The sequence below is a fragment of the Nocardioides sp. 1609 genome (assembly GCF_004522105.1).
Taxonomy (GTDB): Bacteria; Actinomycetota; Actinomycetes; order Propionibacteriales; family Nocardioidaceae; genus Nocardioides.
In genome coordinates, this window is record NZ_SPUJ01000005.1 from 237,361 (window position 1) to 260,617 (window position 23,257).

The following is a 23,257-nucleotide window of genomic DNA, read 5'->3' on the forward strand; positions in this document are numbered from 1 at the left end:
CGATGAGTTCCGGGCGGTGGCGGGGTCACAGCCTCCCAGGACCGCCGGAGGGCCGGCGCGGTCGGACCGGAGGGGAACCATGGGCAAGCTCGTCTACTCGATGATCACCTCGCTCGACGGCTACGCCGTGGCGGCCGAGGGCGACCTCGGCCACGGTGCCGACGACGAGGAGGTGCACACCTTCGTCAACGACGTCTTCGGCGGCGTGCGCACGTTCCTCTACGGACGCCGGATGTACGAGACCATGGTCTTCTGGGAGACCGCGCACGCCGACCCCGACCACCCGCCGTTCGTCGTCGAGTACGCACGCGGCTGGCAGGACGCCGACAAGGTCGTCTACTCCACGACGCTGACGTCGGTCTCGAGCGCGCGGACGCGGATCGAGCGGACCTTCGACCCCGCCGCCGTACGACGGCTCAAGGAGGAGTCCGAGCACGACCTCAGCGTCGACGGCCCGACCCTGGCCGCCCAGGCCATCGCGGCCGGCCTGGTCGACGAGTACCACCTGTTCGTCACCACCAGCGTGGTCGGCGGCGGCACCCGGTTCTTCCCCGACGGCGTCCGTCTCGACCTCGACCTGGTCGAGGAGCGCTCCTTCGGGAGCGGCGTGGTCTACGCCCGCTACCGGACCCGCTGACACCCGGCGTCGGGCCGGGGAGACGACGAAGGCCGCCACCCCAGGGGTGACGGCCTTCGTGGAGGAGCTGGGGTCAGCGGCTGACCTTGCCGGCCTTGAGGCAGCCGGTGCAGACGTTGAGGCGCTTGGGCGTGCCGTTCACGGTGGCACGGACGCGCTGGATGTTCGGGTCGAACCGGCGCTTGGTGATCTTGCGCGACCAAGGGCGGTTGTTGCCGAAGCTCGGGCGCTTGGCGCAGATGTCGCAGACGGCAGCCACGGGGGACACTCCTGAAAGTTGGATCGATGATCGGGGGCCCGACGCAGCGGGCAACCGAAGAAGAGTATCCCGCCGGCGTGCGGTGCCAAAATTGTGGACCAGGGGTGACCACGTCGCGTGACCTGCGCCACGCGGGGGGAGCGGCCCACTACTGTCTGGCCCATCATGGAGCAGGCACCGGCGAGCGACCGCATCGAGCTGGCGGTCGTGCTGCGCTTCGTCGACATCGCCACCGACGCCCTGGCCGCGGCGCGGGAGGAGATCGACACCCTCAACGTCTACCCGGTGCCCGACGGCGACACCGGCACCAACATGTACCTCACCGTCTCCGCGGCCCGCGAGGCCGTGCGCACCGCCGCCGAGCAGGACGCCGACCGCGAGCGCGCCCTGGCCGCCTTCGCCCGTGGAGCGCTGCTCGGCGCCCGCGGCAACTCCGGGGTGATCCTGAGCGAGATGCTGGGCGCGATCGCCCGCCGGATCGCCCGCTCGACACCCGAGGAGCGCAACGCGCAGGTGATGTCCGAGGCGCTGCACGAGGCGACCGAGGCCAGCTACCGCGCCGTCGGCCGACCCGTCGAGGGCACCATGCTCACCGTGGCCCGGGCGGCCTCCGACGCGGCCCTCGAGCGCGCCCGGCACGACGGCGTCCGGGCCCGCGACGTCTTCACCAGCGCGGCGGTCGCCGCCCGGGAGGCGCTGGCCCGCACGCCCGAGCAGCTCGAGGCGCTGCGCCACGCCGGCGTCGTGGACGCCGGTGGGCGCGGCATCAGCGTCATCCTCGACGCCGCCGAGACCGTGCTCACCGGACGACGTCCGAGCCCGGTCACCAGCCCGCGGCGGCCCGTCGCGGCGCCGGTCGCGGCGCCGGTCGCCCCGCCGGCGGACTCCCTCGAGCCGCACGACCTCGGGCCCGACGGCCCGTCCTACGAGGTGATGTACCTCCTCGACGCCGACGACGACCACGTCGACCGGTTGCGGGTGCGGCTGGCGGCGCTCGGTGACTCGCTCGTCGTCGTCGGGGGCGAGGGGCTCTGGAACGTCCACGTGCACGTCGACGACGTCGGCGCCGCGATCGAGGCTGGCATCGAGGCCGGCCGCCCGCACCGCGTGCGGGTCACCCACTTCGCCGAGCAGGTCGCCGCCCGCCGCGCCGCCGAGCCGGCCGCCCAGGCGGGGCCGTCGGGTCGGCGCGTCGTCGTCGTCTCGGCGGGCGCCGGGCTGACCCGGCTCTACGAGGACGCCGGCGCGGTCGTCGTCGCCGGCGGGCCCGGCCGACGCCCCTCGACCGGGGAGATCCTCGACGCGATCGCCGGCTCCGGGGCGCACGAGGTCGTCGTCCTGCCCAACGACCCCGACTCCGTGCGGGCCGCCAGGATCGCGGCCGGCACGGCGGAGACCGACCTGGGCCTGCGCGTCGTCGTCATCCCGACGCAGGCGCAGGTGCAGGGCCTGGCCGCCCTCGCGGTGCACGAGCCCGGCCGCAGCTTCGACCTCGACGTGCTGGAGATGACCGCGACCGCCCGGCACGCGCGGCACGGTGCCGTCACCGTGGCCGCCAAGAACGCCCTGACGATGGCCGGCTGGTGCGAGCCCGGCGACGTCCTCGGCGTCATCGAGGGCGACTTCGCCGTCATCGGCGCCGACCAGTACGAGGTCGCCACGACCGTGCTGCAGCGACTGGTCGCCGGTGGTGGCGAGCTCGTCACGATCGTCGCGGGCGAGGGCGCCCGCGACCTCGCCGACCGCGCCGCGGCCTGGACCGAGGAGCACCACCCGACGGTCGACGTCGTCGTGTACGACGGCGGCCAGGACCGGTACCCGCTGCTGCTGTCGGTGGAGTGAGGCAGAGTTGAGCGCGTGATCACGCTCGACTCACCCGTCGCGGCGGTGCTCGGCGAGTCGAAGAAGGCCAAGAAGTTCACCGACGGGCTCGGGATGCGCACCGTCGGCGACCTGTTGCACCACTTCCCCCGGAGGTACGTCCAGACCGGCACGCTCACCAAGCTCGACGACCTCCAGCCCGGCCAGATGCTCAGCGTCGTGGGCGAGGTCGTCAGCAGCCAGGTCAAGAGTCACACCGACCGGCGCACGGGCAAGGTGATGCACCGCGTCGAGACCTCGCTGCGCACCGACGGCCCGCGCCTGCAGATCACCTTCTTCGCCAGGAGCCACCAGTCCGCGCAGTGGCGGGCCACCAAGCTCGCACCCGGGCAGCCCGGTCTGTTCATCGGTCAGGCCAAGCTGTTCAACAACCAGTGGCAGCTCGCCCACCCGCAGATGGTGCTCTTCGGCGCCCAGGGCGGGAGCGAGGACGGCGACATCGCGACGGTCGACGCGATGGCCGACCTCTACCCGATCTACCCGCTCACCAAGGGCCTCGAGTCCTGGGACGTCGCCCGCGTCGTCACGTTCGCGCGCTCCGTCGTCGACGCGCTGCCCGAGGTCGTCCCGGACGCCGTCCGCGAGCAGTACGACGTGGTCGACGCGGCCACCGCACTCGAGTGGGTCCACGTGCCCGAGCGCCTCGAGCAGGTGAAGCAGGCCCAGCGCCACTACCGCTTCGAGGAGGCGCTGGTCACCCAGCTGGTGCTCGCCAGGCGGCGCCGGGCCGTGCGGGCGCTCGGCGCGCAGGCCCGTGACGGTGGCGACGGTGCGCTGCTGACGGCGTTCGACGCGTCGCTGCCGTTCGAGCTCACCGACGGCCAGCGCGAGATCGGCGCGCAGGTCGAGGCCGACCTGGCGCACCCCTACCCGATGAACCGGCTGCTGCAGGGCGAGGTCGGCTCGGGCAAGACCCTCGTCGCGCTGCGGGCGATGCTGCGCGTCGTCGACTCCGGCGGACAGGCAGCCCTGCTGGCGCCCACCGAGGTGCTCGCCCAGCAGCACCACCGCTCGATCACCGCGCTGCTCGGCGACCTGGCCGGGGGAGGGGTCTTCGGTGGCACCTCCGTCGAGCTGCTCACCGGGTCGATGAGCAAGACCCAGCGCACCGGCCCCATGTCGCGGCTCGGCAGCGGCGAGGCCGGCATCGTCATCGGCACGCACGCGCTGCTGGAGGAGCGGGTCCAGTTCGCCGACCTCGGCCTCGTCGTGGTCGACGAGCAGCACCGCTTCGGCGTCGAGCAGCGGGCCGCGCTCACCGACAAGGCGGGCTCGCCGCCCCACGTGCTGGTGATGACCGCGACCCCGATCCCGCGCACGGTCGCGATGACCGTCTTCGGCGACCTCGAGACGTCGGTGCTGCGCGAGCTGCCGGCCGGCCGGGCGCCCATCCAGTCCAACGTCGTCAACCTCGTCGACCACCCCGGGTGGGTGAACCGGGTCTGGGAGCGGGTCCGGGAGGAGGTCGACAAGGGGCACCAGGCCTACGTCGTGTGCCCGCGCATCGCCGGCGACGAGCTGGAGCAGGGCGAGGTCGACGTCCCCGAGGTCGACGAGGACGGCGAGCCGGTCAGGCCCCAGGCCGACCGGCCGCCGCTCGCCGCCGTCGAGGACGTCGTCACCGAGCTCGCCGAGGGGCCCCTGGAGGGTCTGCGGCTCGCGGTCCTGCACGGCAGGATGGCGCCCGACGCGAAGGACGCGACCATGCGCGCCTTCGCCGCGGGCGAGATCGACGTGCTCGTCTCCACCACCGTCATCGAGGTCGGCGTCGACGTCCACAACGCCACCGCGATGGTGATCCTCGACGCCGACCGGTTCGGTGTCTCCCAGCTCCACCAGCTCCGCGGCCGGGTCGGCCGGGGCGGCCTGCCGGGGCTGTGCCTCCTCGTCTCGCACGCCGAGCAGCTCTCCGCGGCCCGCGACCGGCTCGACGCCGTGGCCGGCACCACCGACGGCTTCGAGCTCAGCCGGGTCGACCTCGAGCAGCGCCGCGAGGGCGACGTCCTCGGCCGGTCGCAGTCGGGTTGGCGCTCGACCCTGCAGAACCTCCGCGTCCTGCGCGACGAGCAGACCATCGTCGAGGCCCGCGAGGCCGCCGAGTCGCTGCTCGAGGCCGACGAGTCGCTGGGTGGCTCGCCGCTGCTCGCCGACGCCGTGGCCGACCTCGAGGCGAGCGCCAACGCCGACTTCATCGAGAAGTCGTGAGTGCGGTCGTGGTGGGCGGGCGTGCGCCGGTGCAGGTCTTCCCGGCTGACCGGGCACACCGGACGACGGCGGCCGAAGCTCTCCCCGACGACGCCCGGTCTCCCCGGCCGACCGGCGACACCCGCACCAGCACCCGGAGGCCCACCGCATGACCCGCATCATCGCCGGCACCGCGAAGGGACGCCGGCTCCAGACCCCGCCGGGCGAGCACACCCGTCCCACCACCGACCGGGTGCGGGAGGCGCTGTTCAGCGCCGTCGAGTCGTGGGCGGGGTCGCTGCACGGGCTCCGCTTCCTCGACCTGTACGCCGGCAGCGGTGCCGTCGGCCTCGAGGCGTGGTCGCGCGGCGCGGTGGGCGTCACGCTCGTCGAGTCCGACCGGTCCACCGCCTCCCTCATCGAGCAGAACGCCCGCAGCCTCGGGTTCGCCGACGCCGAGGTGCACGCGATGCGGGTCCAGCCGTGCCTGGCCCGCGTGCCGCAGCACCGCTACGACGTCGTCTACAGCGACCCGCCGTACCCACTGTCGGAGACCGACCTCGCGGGTGACCTCGACCTGCTGACCGAGTGGCTCGCGCCCGACGCCCTCGTGGTCGTCGAGCGGTCGCGGCGCAGCCCGGAGCCGACCTGGCCGACCGGCGGGCGGCCGATCGTCGGTGACCGCAGCAAGCGGTACGGCGAGACGGTGCTTTGGTACGGTCACGCACCGTGAGCACCCGCCGCCCCGCCCTCGAGCAGGCCCGATGAGCAGGGCCGTCTGTCCCGGCTCCTTCGACCCCGTCACCCACGGGCACCTCGACATCATCGGGCGGGCAGCGACCCTCTTCGACGAGGTGATCGTCGCGATCGGGGTCAACCCCTCGAAGAGCCGGCTCTTCGGCCCCGAGGAGCGCACCGACATGCTGCGCCGGGCGGTCGAGCCGTTCACGAACGTACGGGTCGAGGGCTTCACCGGCCTGGTCACCGACTTCTGCCTCGCCCAGGACGCCCCGGCGATCGTCAAGGGCCTGCGCGCCTCGAGCGACTTCGACTACGAGATGCCGATGGCGCAGATGAACTCCGCGCTCACCGGCGTCGAGACGGTGTTCCTGCCCACCAGCACCCGCCAGTCCTTCGTCTCCTCCAGCCTGGTCAAGGAGGTCGCGGCGTTCGGCGGGGACGTGTCGGCGTTCGTGCCCGACTTCGTGCTGGCGGCGCTGACGGCCCGGCTCGCCGAGCGGGCATGAGCGCCCCCACCCGCGCGACCGCGGCGCGGGGAGCGACCCGGACGGCGCGACCCCGCGTTCCGGCACCCTCACGGGGCCCGAGCAGCCCCGGTCCAGCCCTGATTTCGCCGACGGGAACAACGACAGTAGTCTTCTCGCTGATCTGTTTGTGCCCGGACCCGGAAGTGATCCCCTGACCAGCCTGGACCCGAGAGCGCCGCTCGTGCTCGATACCCGCGAGCTCGGCCGCCGCCCGGGGTCCCAACGTGAGGTGACGCTGACGGTGCCGGCACCGGCAGATCTGGGCATCGACGTCCTCGGTGTCGCCGAAGGAGCGCCGGTCGAGCTGGACCTGCGCCTCGAGGCGGTCATGGAGGGCGTGCTGGTCACGGGGACGGCCACGGCCGACCTCGAGGGCGAGTGCGCGCGGTGCCTGGACCCGATCGTCGACCAGGTCGACGTGAGGTTCCAGGAGCTGTTCGTGTACGGCGACTCTCGAGACTCCCGCGGCCGCCCGACCGACAACGCCGGTCACGACGACGGCGACGAGGACGACGGTGTCAGCACGATGGAGGACGACCTGCTCGACCTCGAACCCCTGCTGCGGGACGCGGTGGTGCTCGCACTACCGTTCCAGCCGCTGTGTGAGGACGACTGCCCCGGGTTGTGCACCGAGTGCGGCGCCAACCTCAAGGAAGACCCGGATCACACGCACGAGGCCCCGATCGACCCACGGTGGGCGTCGCTCACCACGATCGAGACCACCCAGAACGACCCGAGCAACTAGGAGATCACCATGGCTGTCCCGAAGCGGAAGATGTCGCGGAGCAACACCCGGCACCGTCGCTCGCAGTGGAAGGCCGTCGCGCCGACCCTCGTCACCTGCGCGAACCCCGCGTGCGCCGCCAAGCACCTCCCGCACCGTGCGTGCGGCGAGTGCGGTCAGTACGGCGCCCGCGCCGACCGTCGCCAGGTCCTCTGAGACCCGGTCGGCAGTCACCGACATCAACTACAGCGAGCTGCGCTCGGCACTCGGGGACCCGGTACTCGACCCCGAGCTGCTCGAGCGCGCTCTGACGCACCGCTCGTTCGCCTACGAGAACGGTGGGCTGCCGACCAACGAGCGCCTGGAGTTCCTGGGTGACTCGGTGCTCGGCGTGGTGGTCACCGAGACGCTGTACACGATGCACCCCGACCTCTCGGAGGGTCGGCTGGCCAAGCTGCGCGCCGCGGTCGTCAACGCTCGCGCACTGGCCGGCGTCGCCATCACGATCGGGCTCGGCGACCACGTCAAGCTCGGGCGCGGCGAGGAGGCCACGGGTGGCCGCCTGAAGGCGTCGATCCTGTCCGACACCGTCGAGGCGGTGATCGGCGCGGTGCACCTCAGCGGCGGCATCGAGGTCGCCGCCGTCGTGATCCACCGGCTGTTCGACCCGCTCATCGCCGAGGCCTCGGCGATGGGCGCCGGGCTCGACTGGAAGACGTCGCTGCAGGAGCTCTCGGCCGAGCACGGCCTCGGCGTCCCGGAGTACGTCATCACCGACGAGGGTCCCGACCACCGCAAGACCTTCCACGCCCAGGTCCGGGTCGCCGACCAGCTCTACGGCAACGGCACCGGCCGCTCGAAGAAGGAGGCCGAGCAGGCCTCCGCCGAGACGGCGTACGGCGAGATCGTCGCCGCCCACGTGCCCCGGCCCGACGAGATCGTCTGAGGCACACCGGTGCCCGAGCTGCCTGAGGTCGAGGTCGTCCGTGCCGGCCTCGAGCGGCACGTGCTCGGCTCGCGGATCACCCGGGTCGACGTCCTGCACCCGCGTCCGGTCCGCCGTGACCCGCGCGGCCCCGAGGGGTTCGCCGCCGCTCTCGCCGGACGCCGGATCGTCGCGGCCCGTCGACGCGGCAAGTACCTCTGGCTCCCGCTCGACAACGGCGACGCCCTGCTCGGCCACCTCGGCATGAGCGGCCAGCTGCTGGTGCAGCCCGACGACGCCGTCCCCGAGCGGCACCTCCGGGTCCGGCTCGTCCTCGACGGGGCCGCCGAGGACCGCAACCTGCACTTCGTCGACCAGCGGATGTTCGGCGGCCTCTCCGTCTCCACCGGCGGCGCCGACCTCCCGGCCGAGATCGCCCACATCGCCCGCGACCCGCTCGACCCCGAGTTCGACGACGACCTGTTCCTCGCCCGGGTGCGCCGGAGGAGCTCGGGGGTCAAGCGGCTGCTGCTCGACCAGGGGCTGGTCTCCGGCGTCGGCAACATCTACGCCGACGAGGCGCTGTGGCGCGCTCGCCTGCACGGCGATCGGCCCGGGGAGCGGCTCACCGCCGCCCAGGCGCGCACCCTGCTCGGCCACGCCCGCGAGGTGATGGAGGAGGCGCTCGGGCAGGGCGGGACGTCGTTCGACGCGCTCTACGTCAACGTCAACGGCGAGTCCGGCTACTTCGACCGCTCGCTGCACGCCTACGGCCGCCAGGACGAGCCGTGCGACCGGTGCGGGACGCCGATCCGGCGGATCGCGTTCATGAACCGGTCGTCGTACTTCTGCCCCCGCTGCCAGCCGGTGCCGCGGCGGCGTCGGGTGCCCACACCGGCCGTCACGCCAGATTGACCCCTTCCGGTTCCGGTGGGACTCTGGTAAGCGGCCCAGGTCCCGGGCCGCTCGTACTCACCGGAAGGCTCGACACATGGCCAAGGCGCTGATCGGCTACCTGAACAGCGACCTGCGAGACCCCCGCCTGGCTGCCGACAACGCCCGGCTCCGCACGCGGGTGGCCGAGCTGGAGTCCCTCGTCCTCCGTCTCTCGGAGGAGAACGACCGGCTGGTGGCCTCCCGGGCCGCCGACCTGCTCGACTCGCAGATGCACGACGCGACCCTGCAGCCCGCCTGAGGCGGATCTCGGGTCACCGCCCGACGGCCTGCCGCGCGCGGTGGGCCGCGCGGAGACCGAGGTCGCGGTCGACGACCACCACGACGAACGTCCTGACCCCGTGAGCAGCCTCGTCGAGCTGGTGGTCCCAGCCCGGCTGGGTGCCGGGTTCCGCTGGGTGCTGGCGTCGTCCTGGACGACCAACCTGGGCGACGGCATCGCGCTGGCCGCGGGTCCGCTCCTGGTGGCCTCCCAGACCGACCAGCCGTTCCTCGTGGCCCTCGCCGCGCTCGCGGTCTGGGCCCCGCCGCTGGTCATCGGGCTGTACGCCGGCGCGATCACCGACCGCCTCGACCGGCGACTGATCGTGCTGGTCACCAACGCCCTCCGGGTCGCGGTGCTGGTGGTGCTGACGACGTTCATCGTCACCGACGCGGTCTCCATCGCGGTGGTGCTGGCCGTGATGTTCACCCTCGGGACCGCCGAGATGTTCGCCGACAACGCCGCGAGCACGCTCGTGCCCATGCTCGTCGACCGCGACGACCTCGCCGTCGCCAACTCCCGCATCCAGACCGGCTTCATCACCGTCAACCAGCTCGCCGGGCCGCCGCTCGGCGCGGCCCTGTTCGCGGCCGGCAGCGCGTGGCCGTTCGCTGCCGAGGCGGTGCTCGTGCTGCTCGGGGCGCTGCTGATCTCGCGGCTCGAGCTGCCACCGCACCGGCGCGACCCGGAGACGGTGGCGCGGATCAGCCACGACATCGCCGAGGGCTTCCGCTGGGTGGTCCACCACGCCGCCGTCCGGACGCTCGTGCTGACGATCTTCATCTTCAACATCACCTTCGGCGCCGCCTGGTCGGTGCTGGTCCTCTACGCGACCCAGCGCCTCGGCCTCGGCGAGGTCGGCTTCGGCCTGGTGACGACGGTCGGCGCGGCCGGCGGCCTGCTCGGCACGCTCTCCTACGGGTGGATCACCCGGCACGTCAGCCTCGGCGACCTGATGCGGATCGGGCTCGTCGTCGAGACGTTCACCCACCTCGGCCTGGCGCTGACCACCTCGCCGTACGTCGCGCTGCCGATCTTCTTCGTCTTCGGCGCGCACGCCTTCATCTGGGGGACGACGTCGATCACCGTCCGCCAGCGCGCGGTGCCCTCGCCGCTGCAGGGCCGGGTGGGCTCGGTCTACCTCGTCGGCGTGTTCGGCGGCCTCGTCGTCGGGTCCGGCATCGGCGGCCTGCTCGCCCAGCACGGGGGGCTCGCGGCGCCGTTCTGGTTCGCCTTCGCCGGCTCGGCCGTCTTCGTCGTCGCGATCTGGCGCCAGCTCAGCCACGTCGCGCACGCCGACGAGGCGTCCGCGCCGCTCACGGCCCTTTCAGCCGACGGCCAGGAAGCCGGGGGAGGATGACGTCATGTTCCACCGGCATCCCTTCCTCAGCGTCCTCACCTTCGCCTACCTCGGCTTCGTCGGCTGGGTGACGCTGACGCCCGCCTCGACCGCACCGACGGGCAGCGACCTCGTGCTGCGGGTGCTGGCCCGGCTGCAGCGCCACGAGGAGCTGTCGTGGTTGACCTACGACCGGGCCGAGCTCCTGGCCAACATCGCGCTGTTCGTGCCGGTCGGTGTGTTCCTCCTGCTGCTGGTCGGCACCCGGTTCTGGTGGGTGGCCGGGATCGGCGGGTTCCTGATGACCTCGGCGATCGAGACCGCGCAACGGTCGATCCCGGGCCGGGTCCCCGACGAGCGCGACCTGCTCGCCAACACCGTCGGGGCCCTCGTGGGCATCGCGGTCGGGCTGGTGCTCACCTACCCGGCCTCGCGTCGCCGGGCCCGGGCCGCGCGCGCCCGCCGTGCTGCGTCTCACCCGGCGTCGGGGCGACTGCCGGTCGGGTGACGGGCGACGTCCGCGCCTCTCCCGCGTGGGCTTCGAGTCCGGCTCCCTTGCCCGCCGCGATTTCCCCGGTCGACCGGGGAAATCTGAACTTGGCGGCCGATATCCCGGCCCCCCAGTTCAGGTTCAGGCCGTCCGGCGAGACGGGCGGGGCCGACGGGACGACGTCGGCGGCGCCCACCACTCGGGTTCCGGAACCCCTGCCGCGCCGGGATTTCCCCGGTCGACCGGGGAAATCTGAACTTGGCGGCCGATATCCCGGCCCCCCAGCTCAGGTTCAGGCCGTCCGGCGAGACGGGCGGGGCCGACGGGACGACGTCGGCGGCGCCCACCACTCGGGTTCCGGACCACTGCCGCCCGGGATTCCCGCGCCCAGCGGTGACTCTCCCGCCCTCCAGCCCCGGTCGACGCGCACGACCCGCACTCCCGAGGAGTCGAGCGCGCCACCGGTAGGGTGAGCGCGCTGAGCTTCCCCCGCGTCAGTAGCCGCACGCCCGACGTACCCGAGCACCGCGATGGAGCCCCGCGTTGTACCTCAAGAGCCTGACCCTCAGGGGCTTCAAGTCCTTCGCGTCGGCGACCACGCTCCAGCTCGAGCCGGGCATCACCTGCATCGTCGGTCCGAACGGCTCCGGCAAGTCGAACGTCGTCGACGCGCTCGCCTGGGTGATGGGTGAGGCGAGCGCGAAGAGCCTGCGCGGCGGGAAGATGGACGACGTCATCTTCGCCGGCACGTCCGGTCGCCCGCCGCTGGGCCGCGCCGAGGTGGCGCTGACCATCGACAACGCCGACGGCGCGCTGCCGATCGAGTACGCCGAGGTCACGATCACCCGCACGATGTTCCGCAGCGGCGGGTCCGAGTACGCGATCAACGGCACCAGCTGCCGCCTGCTCGACGTCCAGGAGCTGCTCTCCGACTCCGGCATCGGCCGCGAGATGCACGTGATCGTCGGCCAGGGCCAGCTCGACACGATCCTGCACGCCACGCCCGAGGACCGGCGCGGCTTCATCGAGGAGGCCGCCGGCGTCCTCAAGCACCGCAAGCGCAAGGAGAAGGCGCTCCGCAAGCTCGACGCCACCGAGGGCAACCTCACCCGGCTCGGCGACCTGCTCCACGAGCTGCGCCGCCAGCTCAAGCCGCTCGGCCGCCAGGCCGAGGTCGCGCGCAAGGCGGCCGGCGTCCAGGCCGATGCCCGCGACGCCCGGGCCCGGCTGCTGGCCGACGACCTCGTCACCGCCCGCACCGCCCTCGAGCAGGAGATGGCCGACGAGTCGATCCTGCTCGAGCGTCGCACCGAGGTGGAGGCCGCGGTCGCGACCGCGCGGCAGCGCGAGGCCGAGCTCGAGGCCGCGCTGCGCGAGGACCTGCCGGCCCTGAGCCGGGCCCAGGAGGTGCAGTTCGCCCTGCGCGGGCTCCGCGAGCGCGTGCACGGCACCCAGGGCCTGGCCGCCGAGCGGATCCGCAACGCCGCCGGCGCCGCCGAGACCACCGGGCAGCAGGGGCGCGACCCCGACCAGATCGAGGCCGAGGCCGAGCGGGTCCGCGTGCAGGAGCAGGAGATCGGCGCCCAGGTCACCCGGCACCGCACCGGCCTCGAGGAGGCGGTCGCCGCCCGCAAGGCCGCTGAGGACGCCGCCGCGGAGGAGGACCGTCGGATCGCCGCGCTGCAGCGGGCCGCCGCCGACCGGCGCGAGGGACTGGCCCGGCTGCACGGCCAGGTCAACGCCCTCAAGTCGCGGGCCGCCGCGGCCGCCGAGGAGGTCGGCCGGCTCACCCTCGCCCGCGAGGAGGCCGCCGCGCGGGCCGAGCGCGCCCAGCGCGCCTTCACCGCCCTCGAGACCCAGGTCGCCGGGCTCGACGCCGGCGAGGAGGGGCTCGACGCCGAGCACGAGGCCGCCGTCGCCCTGCTCGACGACCTCGAGGAGAAGCTCGCCGCCGTCCGCGTCGCCGCCCAGCAGGCCGACCGCGACCGCGCGGGGCTCGCGGCACGCAAGGACGCCCTCGAGATGGGCCTGACCCGCAAGGACGGCGCCGGAGCGCTGCTCGCTGCCGGCAGCGACGACGGCGTCGAGGGCCTGATGGGCTCGGTCGCCGCGCTGCTCGGCGTCCGCGCCGGGTTCGAGACCGCCGTCGCCACCGCCCTCGGCTCGGCCGCCGACGCCGTCGCGGTCACCGACGCCGGCGCCGCGGTCGCCGCCCTGGCCCACCTGCGCGCCGGTGACCTCGGCCGTGCCGGCCTCGTGCTCGGCGCCGACCCGGGCGCGCCGGTCGCCGACCCCGCCCGCGACTGGCCGGCCCTGCCCGACGGGGCGACGTACGCCGTCGAGGTCGTCGAGTGCCCCGACCGGCTCCGGCCGGCGCTGACGCACCTGCTGCTGCGCGCCGCCGTCGTCGACGACCTCGACGCCGCGCGCCGCCTGGTGGAGGCCGAGCCGACCGTCGTCGCCGTCACCCGCGGCGGCGACGTCCTCGGCACGCACGTCGCCGCCGGCGGCTCGCAGACCCAGCAGAGCCTGATCGAGATCCAGAGCGCCGTCGACGAGGCCGCCGAGCGGCTGCTCGCGGCCACCGCCGACGGCGAGCGGCTCGGCTTCGAGCTCAGCCGACTCGAGGCCGAGCGGCTCGAGGCACAGAAGCGCGCCGACGCGGCCCTGGCCCGGCTGCACGAGTCCGACGCGACCCTGGCCGCCGTCGCCGAGGAGCTCGGCCAGCACGGTTCGCAGGCCCGGGCCGCCAAGGGGGAGGCCGACCGCCTGGCGCAGGCGATCGAGAAGGCCGAGACGGCTCGGGACACCGACCTGGCCGGCCTGGCCGACCTCGAGCAGCGCCTGGAGGCAGCCGAGGCGACCACGGCGACGGGGGACGGCGCCGACGACGGCGACGAGCCGGACACCGCCGAGCGCGAGCGGCTCGTCGAGGCGGCCCGCACCGCGCGCCAGGCCGAGATGGACGCCCGGCTCGCGCTGCGCACCGGCGAGGAGCGGGCCCGCGCGCTCCACGGCCGGGTCGACGGACTGCTCCGTCAGGCCCGCACCGAGCGCGAGGCCCGCGCCCGGGCGGCCGAGCGCCGTGAGCGGCTGCTGCGCGAGGGCGAGGCCGCCGAGGCGGTCTCGCTGGCGGCGGCCTACGTGCTCGCCCGGCTGGAGGTCTCGATCGACGCCGCGACCACCGCACGCCTCGAGGTCGAGCAGGCGCGCAGCGGGCGCGAGCGCGCGCTGATCGACGTCCGGGCGACCCTGCGCGACCTCGGCCGGGAGCACGACGAGCTGGTCAACTCCGTGCACCGCGACGAGCTGGCCCGCGCCCAGCAGCGGATGCGCATCGAGCAGCTCGAGGAGCGCACGCTCGACGAGCTCGGCCTCGACGCCGACGGCCTGGTCGCCGACTTCGGGCCCGACCAGCCGGTGCCGCCGCCGGCCACCCTCGAGACGGCCGAGGGCGAGGAGGCACCGGGCCCGACACCCTACGACCGCGAGGAGCAGACGAAGCGGCTGCGGGCGGCCGAGCGGCAGCTGACGATGCTGGGCAAGGTGAACCCGCTCGCGCTCGAGGAGTTCTCGGCGATGGAGGAGCGGCACAAGTTCCTCACCGAGCAGCTCGAGGACCTCAAGAGCACCCGCAAGGACCTCCTCGACATCGTCAAGGAGGTCGACACCCGGGTCGAGCAGGTCTTCACCGAGGCCTTCGCCGACGTCACCGTGGCCTTCGACGCCACCTTCGCGCGGCTGTTCCCGGGTGGCGAGGGCCGGCTGGTGCTGACCGATCCCGACAACATGCTCACCACCGGCATCGAGGTCGAGGCGCGTCCGCCCGGCAAGAAGGTCAAGCGGCTCTCGCTGCTCTCCGGCGGCGAGCGGTCGCTGGTCGCGGTCGCGTTCCTCGTGGCGCTGTTCAAGGCGCGACCCTCGCCCTTCTACATCCTCGACGAGGTCGAGGCGGCCCTCGACGACACCAACCTGGGCCGGCTGCTCCAGATCTACGAGGAGCTGCGCGAGACCTCGCAGCTGCTGGTGATCACCCACCAGAAGCGCACGATGGAGGTCGGCGACGCGCTGTACGGCGTCACGATGCGCGGCGACGGGGTCAGCACCGTCATCAGCCAGCGGCTCCGCGACACCGAGCCCAGGGGGTCGGCCTGATGCCCGACGCCCCCCAGACCCGACCCGCCCGACCCGCCCGGCCGACCCGGTCCGACTACGTCGCGTGGCGCACGGCCACCACGCGGTGGTCCGACGACGACGTCTACGGCCACCTCAACAACGCCCGCTACTTCGACCTCGTCGACACCGCGGTCAACGCCCACCTCGCCGAGGCGACCGGCGTCGACATCCGCGGCCTCGACGCCGTCGGCGTCGTCGCGGAGGTCTCGTGCCGCTACTTCGCCGAGATGGGCTACCCGGCCGACGTCGAGATGGGGCTGGTCGTCGACCGGCTCGGGAGCTCCTCGGTCGTCTACCGCGTCGGGCTCTTCCAGGGCCCCGGGGGACCCGACCAGCCCGCGAACGCCGAGGGCCGGTTCGTCCACGTCTACGTCACCAACGGCGGCGGCACCCGGGAGGTCACCCCGGTGCCCGACGTGATCCGTGTCGCAGTGGCGCCGCTCGTGCGCGCCTGAGTCCGGTCCGGGGTGGGGCGTGTGGTGCAGTGAGGGTTGCGCCCGGGCGGACCCGCGCCGGTGCCTCTCGGTAGAACTCGGAGAAGAACCGCTGTGACCCCTGTCATCGTCACCATGGTCGTCGTCGTGGGCGTCGCCGCCCTCGCCCTGGCCTACGTCGCCTTCCCGCACCGTGGGGCGCGGGTGCCGGGTGCGTCGTGGCTCGGCAACGCCGTCGAGCGCGCCGCCGACGCCGTCCCCGTCCTGCGCGACGGCGACCTCGACCCGCAGGTCGACGGCGACCAGAAGGTGCCGCACGACAGCGGCGCCCGCTGACCACTCCGGTCGGGCACGACGGAGCGCTGTCGGGTGTCGGCGCTGCCGGCGCTGCCGGCGCTGCCGGCGCTGGCTAGTCCGGGTCGAGCCCCAGGTCCGACCGCAGCTCGCGCAGGATGTGGGCGAAGGGTCTCAGTCGCAGCGATTCCTCGTGGAGGAGCAGCTCCTCGAAGGTCCACCGGCCGACCGCCGCGAGGGCGCGGTCGGGCACCGACGCGCGCCGCTTGCGCCACACGATCGCCTGGCCGTGGTTGTCCTCGACGGTGGCGTAGCTCAGCTGCTGGAAGAACGTCTCGATCGCCAGGACGAGCCGGAACACGTCACCCATCCAGTCCTGGGCGGTCGTCCCGAGCCGGTTGCGCACCGCGAAGAAGAGCTGGCGGTCCGGGATCGCCGCCAGGTGGCTGCTCGGACGGACGTCGTCGATGACGACCACGCCGCGGGGCTGCAGGTGGTGCAGGGCATTGGTCAGGTCGCGCAGGGTCTGCTCGACGGTGTGCAGCCCGTCGAGGAAGATCACGTCGAACTGGCGATCGGGCGCGACGACCGTGCCGAAGTACTCGTCGCTGGTGACCTGGTGGTACTCGGTCCCCGCGACGACCCGTGCCGGGTCGCTCGGATCGAACTCGAACGCCGGGTCGACGGCCACCTTGGTGGCGGCGCGGGCCCGGTCGAAGGTCCGTCCCGAGCAGACGCCGATCTCGAGGTAGCGCGGCTCGTCGTACATCGCCATCAGCCGGTTGACGACCCGGGCGCGACCGACCGGAGGCCGGGACCTGGGTGCGTGGTGCTCAGTCATCGAGGTCTGCGATCCTTCGCTGTAGGTCAGCCGTCGAGAGGTCTCCACGGAGGAAGCGGTGCGGGTGCCCGCCGAGGTGGTCGATCACCCGCTGCATGCCGACGGGGTGGGCCGGGTTGCGCTCGTCGCCGATCTCGACGACCCGGGTGCCGGCCGGTGCGAACGCCGTGAGGTGGAGCGCGGACCCCGATCCGCCCGCGACCACCTCGGCGTCGGCGACCAGCCGCAGCTGGTCCTCGAGCGCCAGTGTCTCGGGCGCGACCACGTCGAAGCCCGCCGCACGGAAGGCGCCGTCCATCGCCCGGTCGCGCTCGGGCGAGGACCGGGCGCGACGGCTCCCCGCACGCCGCTGCGCGTCGTTGAAGGCGGAGCGGGTGAGGAAGACGCGACGCGGACCACCACCACGGAAGGGCGACACCACCCGTTCCCACACCTCGCGCGCCTGCGGGTGGCCCCACCCGTTGGCGACCACGCTCCGGGAGGGGACGACCAGCTGCTCGACACGCCGGGCGCGGGCGCCACCGACGATCTCGACGGGGAGCGCGCCGTACCCGGCGAGCTCCAGCAGGCGGAGCATCCACCTCTCCTGGGTGACCGGCCCGTGCAGGTACTTGTGGAAGACCAGGCCGACCGGCTCCTGGCCCGTGGGCCAGAGCGTGGTGATGGTCTCGACGATGAAGTGGCCGAAGTGCTGGACCCAGTGACCGCCGTACATCCAGCGTCCTTGCAGCAGCTCGGCCCGGTTGTTCACCCGTGCTCTCGCGGGATCGGCCGCCACCCACGGGTGGTGGGGGACGCTCAGCTTCTGCGACGAGACCACCAGGCGGCCCTCGGCGTCGTGCACCGCGCCGCGCAGGTAGCGGTCGGGCCGCGAGAAGGTCCGAAGCCGCCCGAGCTCGTGGCGGGTGAGGAACGCGTCGTCGATCACCTCGATGCTCGGGTCGTCCCGCACGTCGTGCGGGAACGTCGGGACGGTCCACTCCATGGCGTGATCCTAGGACGCCCGCCGCCCGTCCGACGCGATCGCCGGTCGCGTGATCGTGCCCCTGCTGGCGGGATCAGGACGGTGTGACTGGTGCGCTGCCCCGGGCACGCACCTGCTTGGATAGCACCATGGAGTGGCTCTACCTCGTCATCGGCATCGCCGTCCTGGCCGTCGTCGCCCTGGCCGGACTGGTCACCAGTCGCACCCGCCGCACGCCGCGGCGGACCGAGCCGACGCCGTCCACCCCGACCACCACGCGTCCGGCCGAGCGGGAGGCGCTGCCGCCGACCCTCGAGTCCGACCTGCCGGTCCTCGACGAGCCGCTGCTCGACGAGCCCGTCGTCGTCGAGCCGGCGCCGGTCCCGGTCCGCGAGAAGCCCGAGAGCACGCGCTCGCGCCTGGCCCGGCTGCGCGAGCGGCTCGCCGGCTCCCAGGGCGGCCTCGGCCGTGGGCTGCTGGCGCTGCTGAGCCGGGACCGCCTCGACGAGGACACCTGGGAGTCCATCGAGGACCTCCTGCTCACCGCCGACATCGGCGTCGCCCCGACCCAGCAGGTCGTCGACAACCTCCGCACCCGGCTCCGGGTCGACGGGGCCGAGGCCGGTGACCCGCGGTCGGTGCTGCGCGACGAGCTCATCGCCCTGGTCGACCCGACCATGGACCGCCGCCTCCAGGTCACCGGCGACGACGGCAAGCCGGGCGTCGTCCTGGTCGTCGGCGTCAACGGCGCCGGCAAGACCACCACGGTCGGCAAGATCGCCCGGATCCTGGTCGCCGAGGACCACTCGGTCACCCTGGGGGCCGCCGACACGTTCCGCGCCGCCGCGGTCGAGCAGCTCGCGACGTGGGGCGAGCGGGTCGGCGTCGAGGTGGTCCGCGGGGCCGAGGGCACCGACCCCGCCAGCGTCGCCTTCGAGGCGGTCAAGCAGGGCGTCGAGCAGGGCGTCGACACCGTCATCGTCGACACCGCGGGCCGCCTGCAGAACAAGCAGGGCCTGATGGACGAGCTCGGCAAGGTCAAGCGCGTCATCGAGAAGCAGGCCCGGGTCACCGAGGTGCTGCTCGTCCTCGACGCCACCACGGGCCAGAACGGGCTCATCCAGGCCCGCGTCTTCCGCGAGGCCGTCGACGTCACCGGCATCGTGCTGACCAAGCTCGACGGCTCCGCCAAGGGCGGCATCGTCGTCGCCGTCCAGAGCGAGCTCGGCGTGCCGGTCAAGCTCGTCGGCCTCGGCGAGGGACCCGACGACCTCGCGCCCTTCGACGCGGCCGCGTTCGTCGACGCCCTCCTGGGCTGAGCGCCGGCGCCCTCAGCCCTGGGGCGCCCGGGTCCCGAGCCACGCCGCGACGTCGGCCACGGCCTGGGCCTCGCCGACCGGGGCGAGCAGGTCGCGGTGCGTGTCCAGGTCCGCGTGCGTCAGCGCCGCGACGGCGTCCTCGCCGGCGAACCGCGGTTCGACCGTGCGGGCCTGGCGCCAGACGACGGTCTGGGCCACGCCGCGCGTGGTGATCGTGCGGTAGCTCAGCTCGGGGTGCAGGTCGTGCACGGCGAGCACCGCCTTGAAGACGTCGCCACCGTCGGCGCTGGTCGGGGCGGTGTTGTCGACGACGACGACGGTGCGGTCGTGGGAGGCGGCGTCGAACACGCGGCGCAGGCGGTCCAGCGCGGTGCGCCAGTCCTCGAGGTCGTCGAGGAGGACGAGGTCGTAGGTCCGTCCGGCGGCGAACCAGGTGAGGAAGCGGTCGAGGGTGACCTCCCAGAAGGCCGCACCCGAGCCGCGGTAGGACCGGACGTCGAAGCGGAACTGCTCGTCGACGACGTCACGGGTCTCGACGGCGATCTCGGTGAAGGCGTACCGGTGGCGCCACCCGACCTGGAGGAAGGTGGCGGCGCCGAGGGCCTGCGCGAGCCGGTTGATCCTGCGCACGGTGTGCCCCGGCGTCCAGTCCGGGGGCACCGGGTCGACGCGGGGGACGTGGAGGCCGAGGTGGGACAGGTACTGCGACGCGTTCGGGGCGAGCCGCACCACGGCCCGCCCCGTCGCCGAGATCACGGCGTCGTCGCTGCACGAGTGGAAGGTCTGGTCGACGGCGCGGGCCTCGCCGATCGTCGCGAACGAGATGTGCTCGGGACCGTGGCGACGGAAGACGTGGAACTTCTTGGTCGACACGTCGCGGAGCAGGAGCAGGGTGTGGAAGGTCGACCCCTCCTCGCCGGCGACGACCTCGGCGCGCGCGAGGGTGTCGAGCTGGTCGCGCAGGGTCATCCTCTCCATGGTCGCGATCGTCCACCCGCGTCGCCGCAGCCGCCGCTCGACGATCTCCCGGTTGACCAGGCCGACCCCGCTCTCGCTCGCCCGGGAGAGCCAGACCTTGGCGCCGGCCTCCTGCGGTGGGCCGTCGTGGGCCGCCAGGAACCGGATGTGGTCCGGGTGGCTCCAGTCGCCGTACTTGTAGCCGGCGTCGGGCACGTGCACCCGCGCGAACCGGGTCGGGCGGGTGATCACCCTGACCTCGTTGCGGACGCCGACGAGCTCGAGCATGTCGCGCTGCCAGTGCGTGAGGGTGGGGACCGGGCCGTCCAGGTACCCGACCCACACGATCGGCAGGTCGGGGCGCTCGGCGGCCCACCACAGCCGCTGGAGGCACTCGAGCATGAAGTGCCCGTACGCCGGGTGGTAGGCGCCGGCGTAGACGACCTCGCCGGGGTCGTCCTCGACGGTTCCGTACAGGGACGGGTCGGGAGGGATGAAGGTGTGGGTCCCGTGCCGGCGGTCGTCGATGGTCGACGCCACCAGGGTCCCGTCGGCGCGCACCACGCCGCAGTGCACCTTCGTCGGGTCGGGCGAGACGAGCGTGGGGTGGACCGTGGCGCCCTCGAGCGTGGCCGAGCCGAGCGGGGGGACCCCGGCGACGGGTCCGGACGACGTCACCGCGAGCGGCCCGCCCGGGAGCGGGACCGCGCGAACCGGGGGAGCGCCAGCGGGATCCGGCGCGTGCGGCGGGCGATCTCGTCGTCGGGGAGGTCGGCGATGCCGGCGTCGCTGGTCGGTTCGTCGGCGACCCGGTGGACGACGAACACGACGGTGCGCCGCACGACCATCCGCCGCACGGCGTAGCCGGGGTGGGTCAGGCCCACGGCGACGGCGGCCCGGGCGGCGAGGTCGCCGGTGCCGAGCAGCCAGGTGGTCGTGGGTGTCGCGAGGCGCCGGCTGGCGCGGAACGCGGCGAGCACCGAGGGCAGGTCGGGACCGGTCACGCGGATGACGTCGAAGCGACGTCGCTGGGTCACGAAGTGCTTCACGTAGGTCCGCGCGTCGAGGTCGAGGAAGTCGACGCCGCTGCCGGCGTAGGAGCGGGTGTCGAACCCGAACGACGGGCTCACGGCCACCCGCTTCTCGGCCGTGGATCCCAGGGCCAGGGCGGCGTCCGTGGCGCCGAGGTCGAGCAGCCGGCTCGGGGCGAGGCCCTCCAGGACGCGGAGCAGCAGCGCCGTCTCGCTCGGCGCGTCGTCGGCCTCGGGGGCGGGTGGGACCGCGACGTCGAGGAGGTCGAGGACCTCCGCCGAGCGGGCGCTGACCTTGGTGACGGCGCGCCCCTTCGCCTCCAGCACCACCTCGTCCCGGAGGGAGTGGAAGCTCTGGTCGACGCCGCGCGCGTCGCCGACCGTGTGCATGTTGTTGTGCTCCTGGCCGTGGCGGCGCAGCACGCGCAGGCGCTTGGTGGACACGTCGGCGAGCAGCGCGATGGTGTGGAAGGCGGAGCCCTCCTCGCCGGCCACCACCTCGGCGCGGCTCAGCTGGTCGAGCTGCTCGCGGACGGTGAGCTTCTCGGGATGGCTGACCGTCCACCCGGCCGCCGCCAGCCGGCGCTCGGTCGGGGCGGCGTTGAGGTCGCGGACGTCGCTGGCGAGGTTGCTGCGGGAGAGCCAGAGCCGCTCCCCGGGCACCTGGGCCGGGCCGCGGTAGGACGCCAGGAACGCGGCGTGCTCGGGGTGGAACCGGTCGTCGTACCGGTAGCCGAGGTCGGGGACGTGGAGCCGCCGGTAGCGCGTGGGGGAGGCGAGGATCCGCGGGGGGTTCGTCAGCCCCAGGACCTCGAGGATCTCGACCTGCCACGGACGCAGCCGGGCGTCGTGCCACGTGTGCGCCCCGGCCCACACCAGCGGGAGGTCGGGGCGCTGCCGCGCGTACCAGGCGCGGGCGAGGCTCTCCAGCAGGAAGTGCCCGAAGTGGAAGTACAACGGTCCCGCGTAGATGGCCTCCGGGTCGTCGCCCTCGACGACGTCGGGGAAGAGACCGCGCACCATCGGCGCACCCACCTCGCCCGAGCGCCGGTCCAGGACGGTGTCCTCGACGTACCCGTCGGCGTCGAACACGCCCATGAGGAGGCGGCCGGGGTGGGACGCGACGCGGATGGTCGGGTAGACCACGGCGTCCTCGACCAACCGGCTGTCGAGTGGATGCACGGCTGCACGCTAGCAGCGCCCGCCGCGGTGGTCGGTCAGGCCGTCGTCGCGCCCGACCGTCCGAGGGTGGGGATGGCGCGGAGCACGGCGACCGCCTCGGCGAACAGGGCCGCGTCGCCGTTCTCGCGCGCCGCGACCAGCATCGGCCACGCCTCGGAGGCCAGCAGGTCCTCCGGGTCGACGGCCGCCGTGCGGGACATGTACTCCGGGGGCGGCGCCTGGGGGTCCTTCGCCTCCAGGTAGGGCACCTCGGAGGCGTACCCGTCCTCGAGGACCTGCGACGCGGGGTCCGCGCCGATGATCACGGCGGTCCCGGTGGGCCAGGTGTTCACGAGGAGGACCACGAGGTCGGACCGGTGCCGGGCGACGACCTCGACGGACTTGTAGATGTCGCCGGCCCACGCGCCCGTACGTCGGACGCGGGCCGCCTCGAGGGCGTTGCGCGGGAGCACGTCGTCGAACACGGTGACGCCCGTCGTGGCCAGGTGCTTCTCGACGTTGATGAAGTCGCGCAGCGCGAACTCCGAGAGGTGCATCCCGTCGATGAAGGCCAGGTCGACGGGGACGCCGTCGAGGTGGCTGAGCGCGTCGGGGCGGGAGAAGTAGGCGTCGCTCTTGGCCTTCACCAGGTCCAGGTCGCAGTGCAGCGGGTGGCGCACGGCGTACTCGGGGTCGATGGCCACGGTCCTCGAGCGGGAGAGCGTGAGGCTGGCGCCCTCGTTCACCCCGATCTCGAGGTAGGTGCGCGGGACGAGACGCTCGTGGAGGCCGCGGAGCAGGTCGTGCCGGGTGAGCTTCGGCTCCGGGTGCGGCACGAAGGGGTCCGACGGGATCCAGCCACCCTGGCGGTCGTTCGGCTCGCCCAACGGCCGCGCGGCGGCCTTCGGCGGTCCCTGGCGGCCCGCACGCGGGCCCGGGGACGCGGAGCCCGGCGCGGGCTTGCGCCGGCGCCGCGGCTCCGGCACGGGCGCCGGAGCGAGCCGCGTCGACAACGCCGTGCGGTAGCGACGCTCGGCGGTGCGGATCTTGTCGGTGCGGTCCTTGCCCAGAGTCGACTCCAGGCTCTGACCCACCCGTGCTCGTACGCCCATCTCAACCTCCATGGTCATGGTCGCGACGATCCTAGGCGGGTGCGT

The 23,257-nt window shown here is 73.6% G+C and carries 22 protein-coding genes; 16 read left to right on the top strand and 6 right to left on the bottom strand.

Going from position 1 to position 23,257, the window contains the following annotated elements; translation table 11 throughout:
• Positions 1 to 79 precede the first annotated feature (79 nt).
• Positions 80 to 637, top strand: a complete 558-nt coding sequence (locus E4623_RS14955; protein WP_134767344.1) for a dihydrofolate reductase family protein — start codon at positions 80 to 82, stop codon at positions 635 to 637.
• 73 nt (positions 638 to 710) lie between these two features.
• Here the strand turns inward: E4623_RS14955 and rpmB are convergent, their stop codons facing one another.
• On the bottom strand, positions 711 to 896 hold the full coding sequence (rpmB, locus tag E4623_RS14960) for a 50S ribosomal protein L28 (RefSeq protein WP_134767345.1): 186 nt from the start codon (positions 894 to 896) through the stop codon (positions 711 to 713).
• Positions 897 to 1,061: 165 nt separating this feature from the next.
• Here rpmB and E4623_RS14965 point away from each other — a divergent pair, with 165 nt between their 5' ends.
• The 14 genes from E4623_RS14965 (at position 1,062) to E4623_RS15030 (ending at position 15,869) form a co-directional block, all read left to right on the top strand.
• Positions 1,062 to 2,738, top strand: a complete 1,677-nt coding sequence (locus E4623_RS14965; RefSeq protein WP_134767346.1) for a DAK2 domain-containing protein — start codon at positions 1,062 to 1,064, stop codon at positions 2,736 to 2,738.
• 15 nt (positions 2,739 to 2,753) lie between these two features.
• The gene (locus tag E4623_RS14970; protein ID WP_134767347.1) at positions 2,754 to 4,982 is read left to right on the top strand and encodes an ATP-dependent DNA helicase RecG; all 2,229 of its coding nucleotides are present in this window, start codon (positions 2,754 to 2,756) and stop codon (positions 4,980 to 4,982) included.
• 148 nt (positions 4,983 to 5,130) lie between these two features.
• Complete coding sequence (gene rsmD / locus E4623_RS14975; protein ID WP_134767348.1) at positions 5,131 to 5,694, top strand: 16S rRNA (guanine(966)-N(2))-methyltransferase RsmD; 564 nt, start codon at positions 5,131 to 5,133, stop codon at positions 5,692 to 5,694.
• Between the two features lie 31 nt (positions 5,695 to 5,725).
• Positions 5,726 to 6,208 (top strand): pantetheine-phosphate adenylyltransferase, encoded by a 483-nt coding sequence (coaD, locus tag E4623_RS14980; RefSeq protein WP_134767349.1) that lies wholly within the window; start codon positions 5,726 to 5,728, stop codon positions 6,206 to 6,208.
• A gap of 172 nt (positions 6,209 to 6,380) precedes the next feature.
• On the top strand, positions 6,381 to 6,974 hold the full coding sequence (locus E4623_RS14985) for a YceD family protein (RefSeq protein WP_167736701.1): 594 nt from the start codon (positions 6,381 to 6,383) through the stop codon (positions 6,972 to 6,974).
• A 9-nt stretch (positions 6,975 to 6,983) separates the two neighbouring features.
• Positions 6,984 to 7,169, top strand: coding sequence for a 50S ribosomal protein L32 (rpmF, locus tag E4623_RS14990; protein ID WP_134767351.1), 186 nt, complete (start codon positions 6,984 to 6,986; stop codon positions 7,167 to 7,169).
• 22 nt (positions 7,170 to 7,191) lie between these two features.
• Positions 7,192 to 7,899 (top strand): ribonuclease III, encoded by a 708-nt coding sequence (gene rnc, locus E4623_RS14995; RefSeq protein ID WP_245155134.1) that lies wholly within the window; start codon positions 7,192 to 7,194, stop codon positions 7,897 to 7,899.
• 9 nt (positions 7,900 to 7,908) lie between these two features.
• Positions 7,909 to 8,793, top strand: a complete 885-nt coding sequence (gene mutM / locus E4623_RS15000; protein ID WP_134767353.1) for a bifunctional DNA-formamidopyrimidine glycosylase/DNA-(apurinic or apyrimidinic site) lyase — start codon at positions 7,909 to 7,911, stop codon at positions 8,791 to 8,793.
• A gap of 76 nt (positions 8,794 to 8,869) precedes the next feature.
• Positions 8,870 to 9,073 carry a hypothetical protein gene (locus tag E4623_RS15005; RefSeq protein WP_134767354.1) on the top strand — a complete coding sequence of 68 codons (204 nt, stop codon included), beginning with the start codon at positions 8,870 to 8,872 and terminating at the stop codon, positions 9,071 to 9,073.
• 100 nt (positions 9,074 to 9,173) lie between these two features.
• On the top strand, positions 9,174 to 10,454 hold the full coding sequence (locus E4623_RS15010) for an MFS transporter (RefSeq protein ID WP_134767355.1): 1,281 nt from the start codon (positions 9,174 to 9,176) through the stop codon (positions 10,452 to 10,454).
• 4 nt (positions 10,455 to 10,458) lie between these two features.
• The gene (locus E4623_RS15015; RefSeq protein WP_134767356.1) at positions 10,459 to 10,941 is read left to right on the top strand and encodes a VanZ family protein; all 483 of its coding nucleotides are present in this window, start codon (positions 10,459 to 10,461) and stop codon (positions 10,939 to 10,941) included.
• A 525-nt stretch (positions 10,942 to 11,466) separates the two neighbouring features.
• The gene (gene smc / locus E4623_RS15020) at positions 11,467 to 15,078 is read left to right on the top strand and encodes a chromosome segregation protein SMC (RefSeq protein ID WP_134767357.1); all 3,612 of its coding nucleotides are present in this window, start codon (positions 11,467 to 11,469) and stop codon (positions 15,076 to 15,078) included.
• Positions 15,078 to 15,554 carry a thioesterase family protein gene (locus E4623_RS15025; protein WP_134767358.1) on the top strand — a complete coding sequence of 159 codons (477 nt, stop codon included), beginning with the start codon at positions 15,078 to 15,080 and terminating at the stop codon, positions 15,552 to 15,554. The genes smc and E4623_RS15025 overlap by 1 nt, the downstream gene beginning before the upstream one ends.
• A gap of 93 nt (positions 15,555 to 15,647) precedes the next feature.
• Positions 15,648 to 15,869, top strand: coding sequence for a hypothetical protein (locus E4623_RS15030; protein WP_134767359.1), 222 nt, complete (start codon positions 15,648 to 15,650; stop codon positions 15,867 to 15,869).
• Between the two features lie 73 nt (positions 15,870 to 15,942).
• On the opposite strand, the gene E4623_RS15035 is transcribed toward E4623_RS15030, so the two are convergent.
• Both E4623_RS15035 and E4623_RS15040 read right to left on the bottom strand, forming a co-directional pair.
• On the bottom strand, positions 15,943 to 16,668 hold the full coding sequence (locus E4623_RS15035) for a class I SAM-dependent methyltransferase (RefSeq protein ID WP_134767360.1): 726 nt from the start codon (positions 16,666 to 16,668) through the stop codon (positions 15,943 to 15,945).
• Entirely contained in the window at positions 16,661 to 17,653 is a 993-nt protein-coding gene (locus E4623_RS15040; RefSeq protein ID WP_134767361.1) for a glycosyltransferase 61 family protein, read from the bottom strand. The genes E4623_RS15035 and E4623_RS15040 overlap by 8 nt, the downstream gene beginning before the upstream one ends.
• Before the next feature lie 128 nt (positions 17,654 to 17,781).
• On the opposite strand from E4623_RS15040, the gene ftsY reads away from it, so the two are divergent.
• Positions 17,782 to 18,951: a signal recognition particle-docking protein FtsY gene (ftsY, locus tag E4623_RS15045; RefSeq protein WP_134767362.1), complete on the top strand. Its 1,170-nt coding sequence runs from the start codon at positions 17,782 to 17,784 to the stop codon at positions 18,949 to 18,951.
• A gap of 12 nt (positions 18,952 to 18,963) precedes the next feature.
• Here the strand turns inward: ftsY and E4623_RS15050 are convergent, their stop codons facing one another.
• The 3 genes from E4623_RS15050 to E4623_RS23360 are packed head-to-tail and all read right to left on the bottom strand — an operon-like array spanning position 18,964 to position 23,230.
• Positions 18,964 to 20,586: a glycosyltransferase 61 family protein gene (locus tag E4623_RS15050; RefSeq protein ID WP_134767363.1), complete on the bottom strand. Its 1,623-nt coding sequence runs from the start codon at positions 20,584 to 20,586 to the stop codon at positions 18,964 to 18,966.
• Positions 20,583 to 22,121 carry a glycosyltransferase 61 family protein gene (locus E4623_RS15055; protein WP_134767364.1) on the bottom strand — a complete coding sequence of 513 codons (1,539 nt, stop codon included), beginning with the start codon at positions 22,119 to 22,121 and terminating at the stop codon, positions 20,583 to 20,585. Before E4623_RS15055 ends, E4623_RS15050 begins: the two co-directional genes overlap by 4 nt.
• A gap of 35 nt (positions 22,122 to 22,156) precedes the next feature.
• Positions 22,157 to 23,230: a class I SAM-dependent methyltransferase gene (locus E4623_RS23360; protein WP_134767365.1), complete on the bottom strand. Its 1,074-nt coding sequence runs from the start codon at positions 23,228 to 23,230 to the stop codon at positions 22,157 to 22,159.
• Positions 23,231 to 23,257 lie beyond the last annotated feature (27 nt).

Excerpts from the sequence above, each read along its gene's own strand:
- ftsY (WP_134767362.1), top strand. The coding sequence starts at position 17,782 with ATGGAGTGGCTCTACCTCGTCATCGGCATCGCCGTCCTGGCCGTCGTC.
- rpmF (WP_134767351.1), top strand. The coding sequence starts at position 6,984 with ATGGCTGTCCCGAAGCGGAAGATGTCGCGGAGCAACACCCGGCACCGT.
- E4623_RS14955 (WP_134767344.1), top strand. The coding sequence starts at position 80 with ATGGGCAAGCTCGTCTACTCGATGATCACCTCGCTCGACGGCTACGCC.
- E4623_RS15035 (WP_134767360.1), bottom strand. The coding sequence starts at position 16,668 with ATGACTGAGCACCACGCACCCAGGTCCCGGCCTCCGGTCGGTCGCGCC.
- rsmD (WP_134767348.1), top strand. The coding sequence starts at position 5,131 with ATGACCCGCATCATCGCCGGCACCGCGAAGGGACGCCGGCTCCAGACC.
- E4623_RS23360 (WP_134767365.1), bottom strand. The coding sequence starts at position 23,230 with ATGACCATGGAGGTTGAGATGGGCGTACGAGCACGGGTGGGTCAGAGC.
- E4623_RS14965 (WP_134767346.1), top strand. The coding sequence starts at position 1,062 with ATGGAGCAGGCACCGGCGAGCGACCGCATCGAGCTGGCGGTCGTGCTG.
- E4623_RS15025 (WP_134767358.1), top strand. The coding sequence starts at position 15,078 with ATGCCCGACGCCCCCCAGACCCGACCCGCCCGACCCGCCCGGCCGACC.
- E4623_RS15005 (WP_134767354.1), top strand. The coding sequence starts at position 8,870 with ATGGCCAAGGCGCTGATCGGCTACCTGAACAGCGACCTGCGAGACCCC.
- E4623_RS15015 (WP_134767356.1), top strand. The coding sequence starts at position 10,459 with ATGTTCCACCGGCATCCCTTCCTCAGCGTCCTCACCTTCGCCTACCTC.
- coaD (WP_134767349.1), top strand. The coding sequence starts at position 5,726 with ATGAGCAGGGCCGTCTGTCCCGGCTCCTTCGACCCCGTCACCCACGGG.
- E4623_RS15040 (WP_134767361.1), bottom strand. The coding sequence starts at position 17,653 with ATGGAGTGGACCGTCCCGACGTTCCCGCACGACGTGCGGGACGACCCG.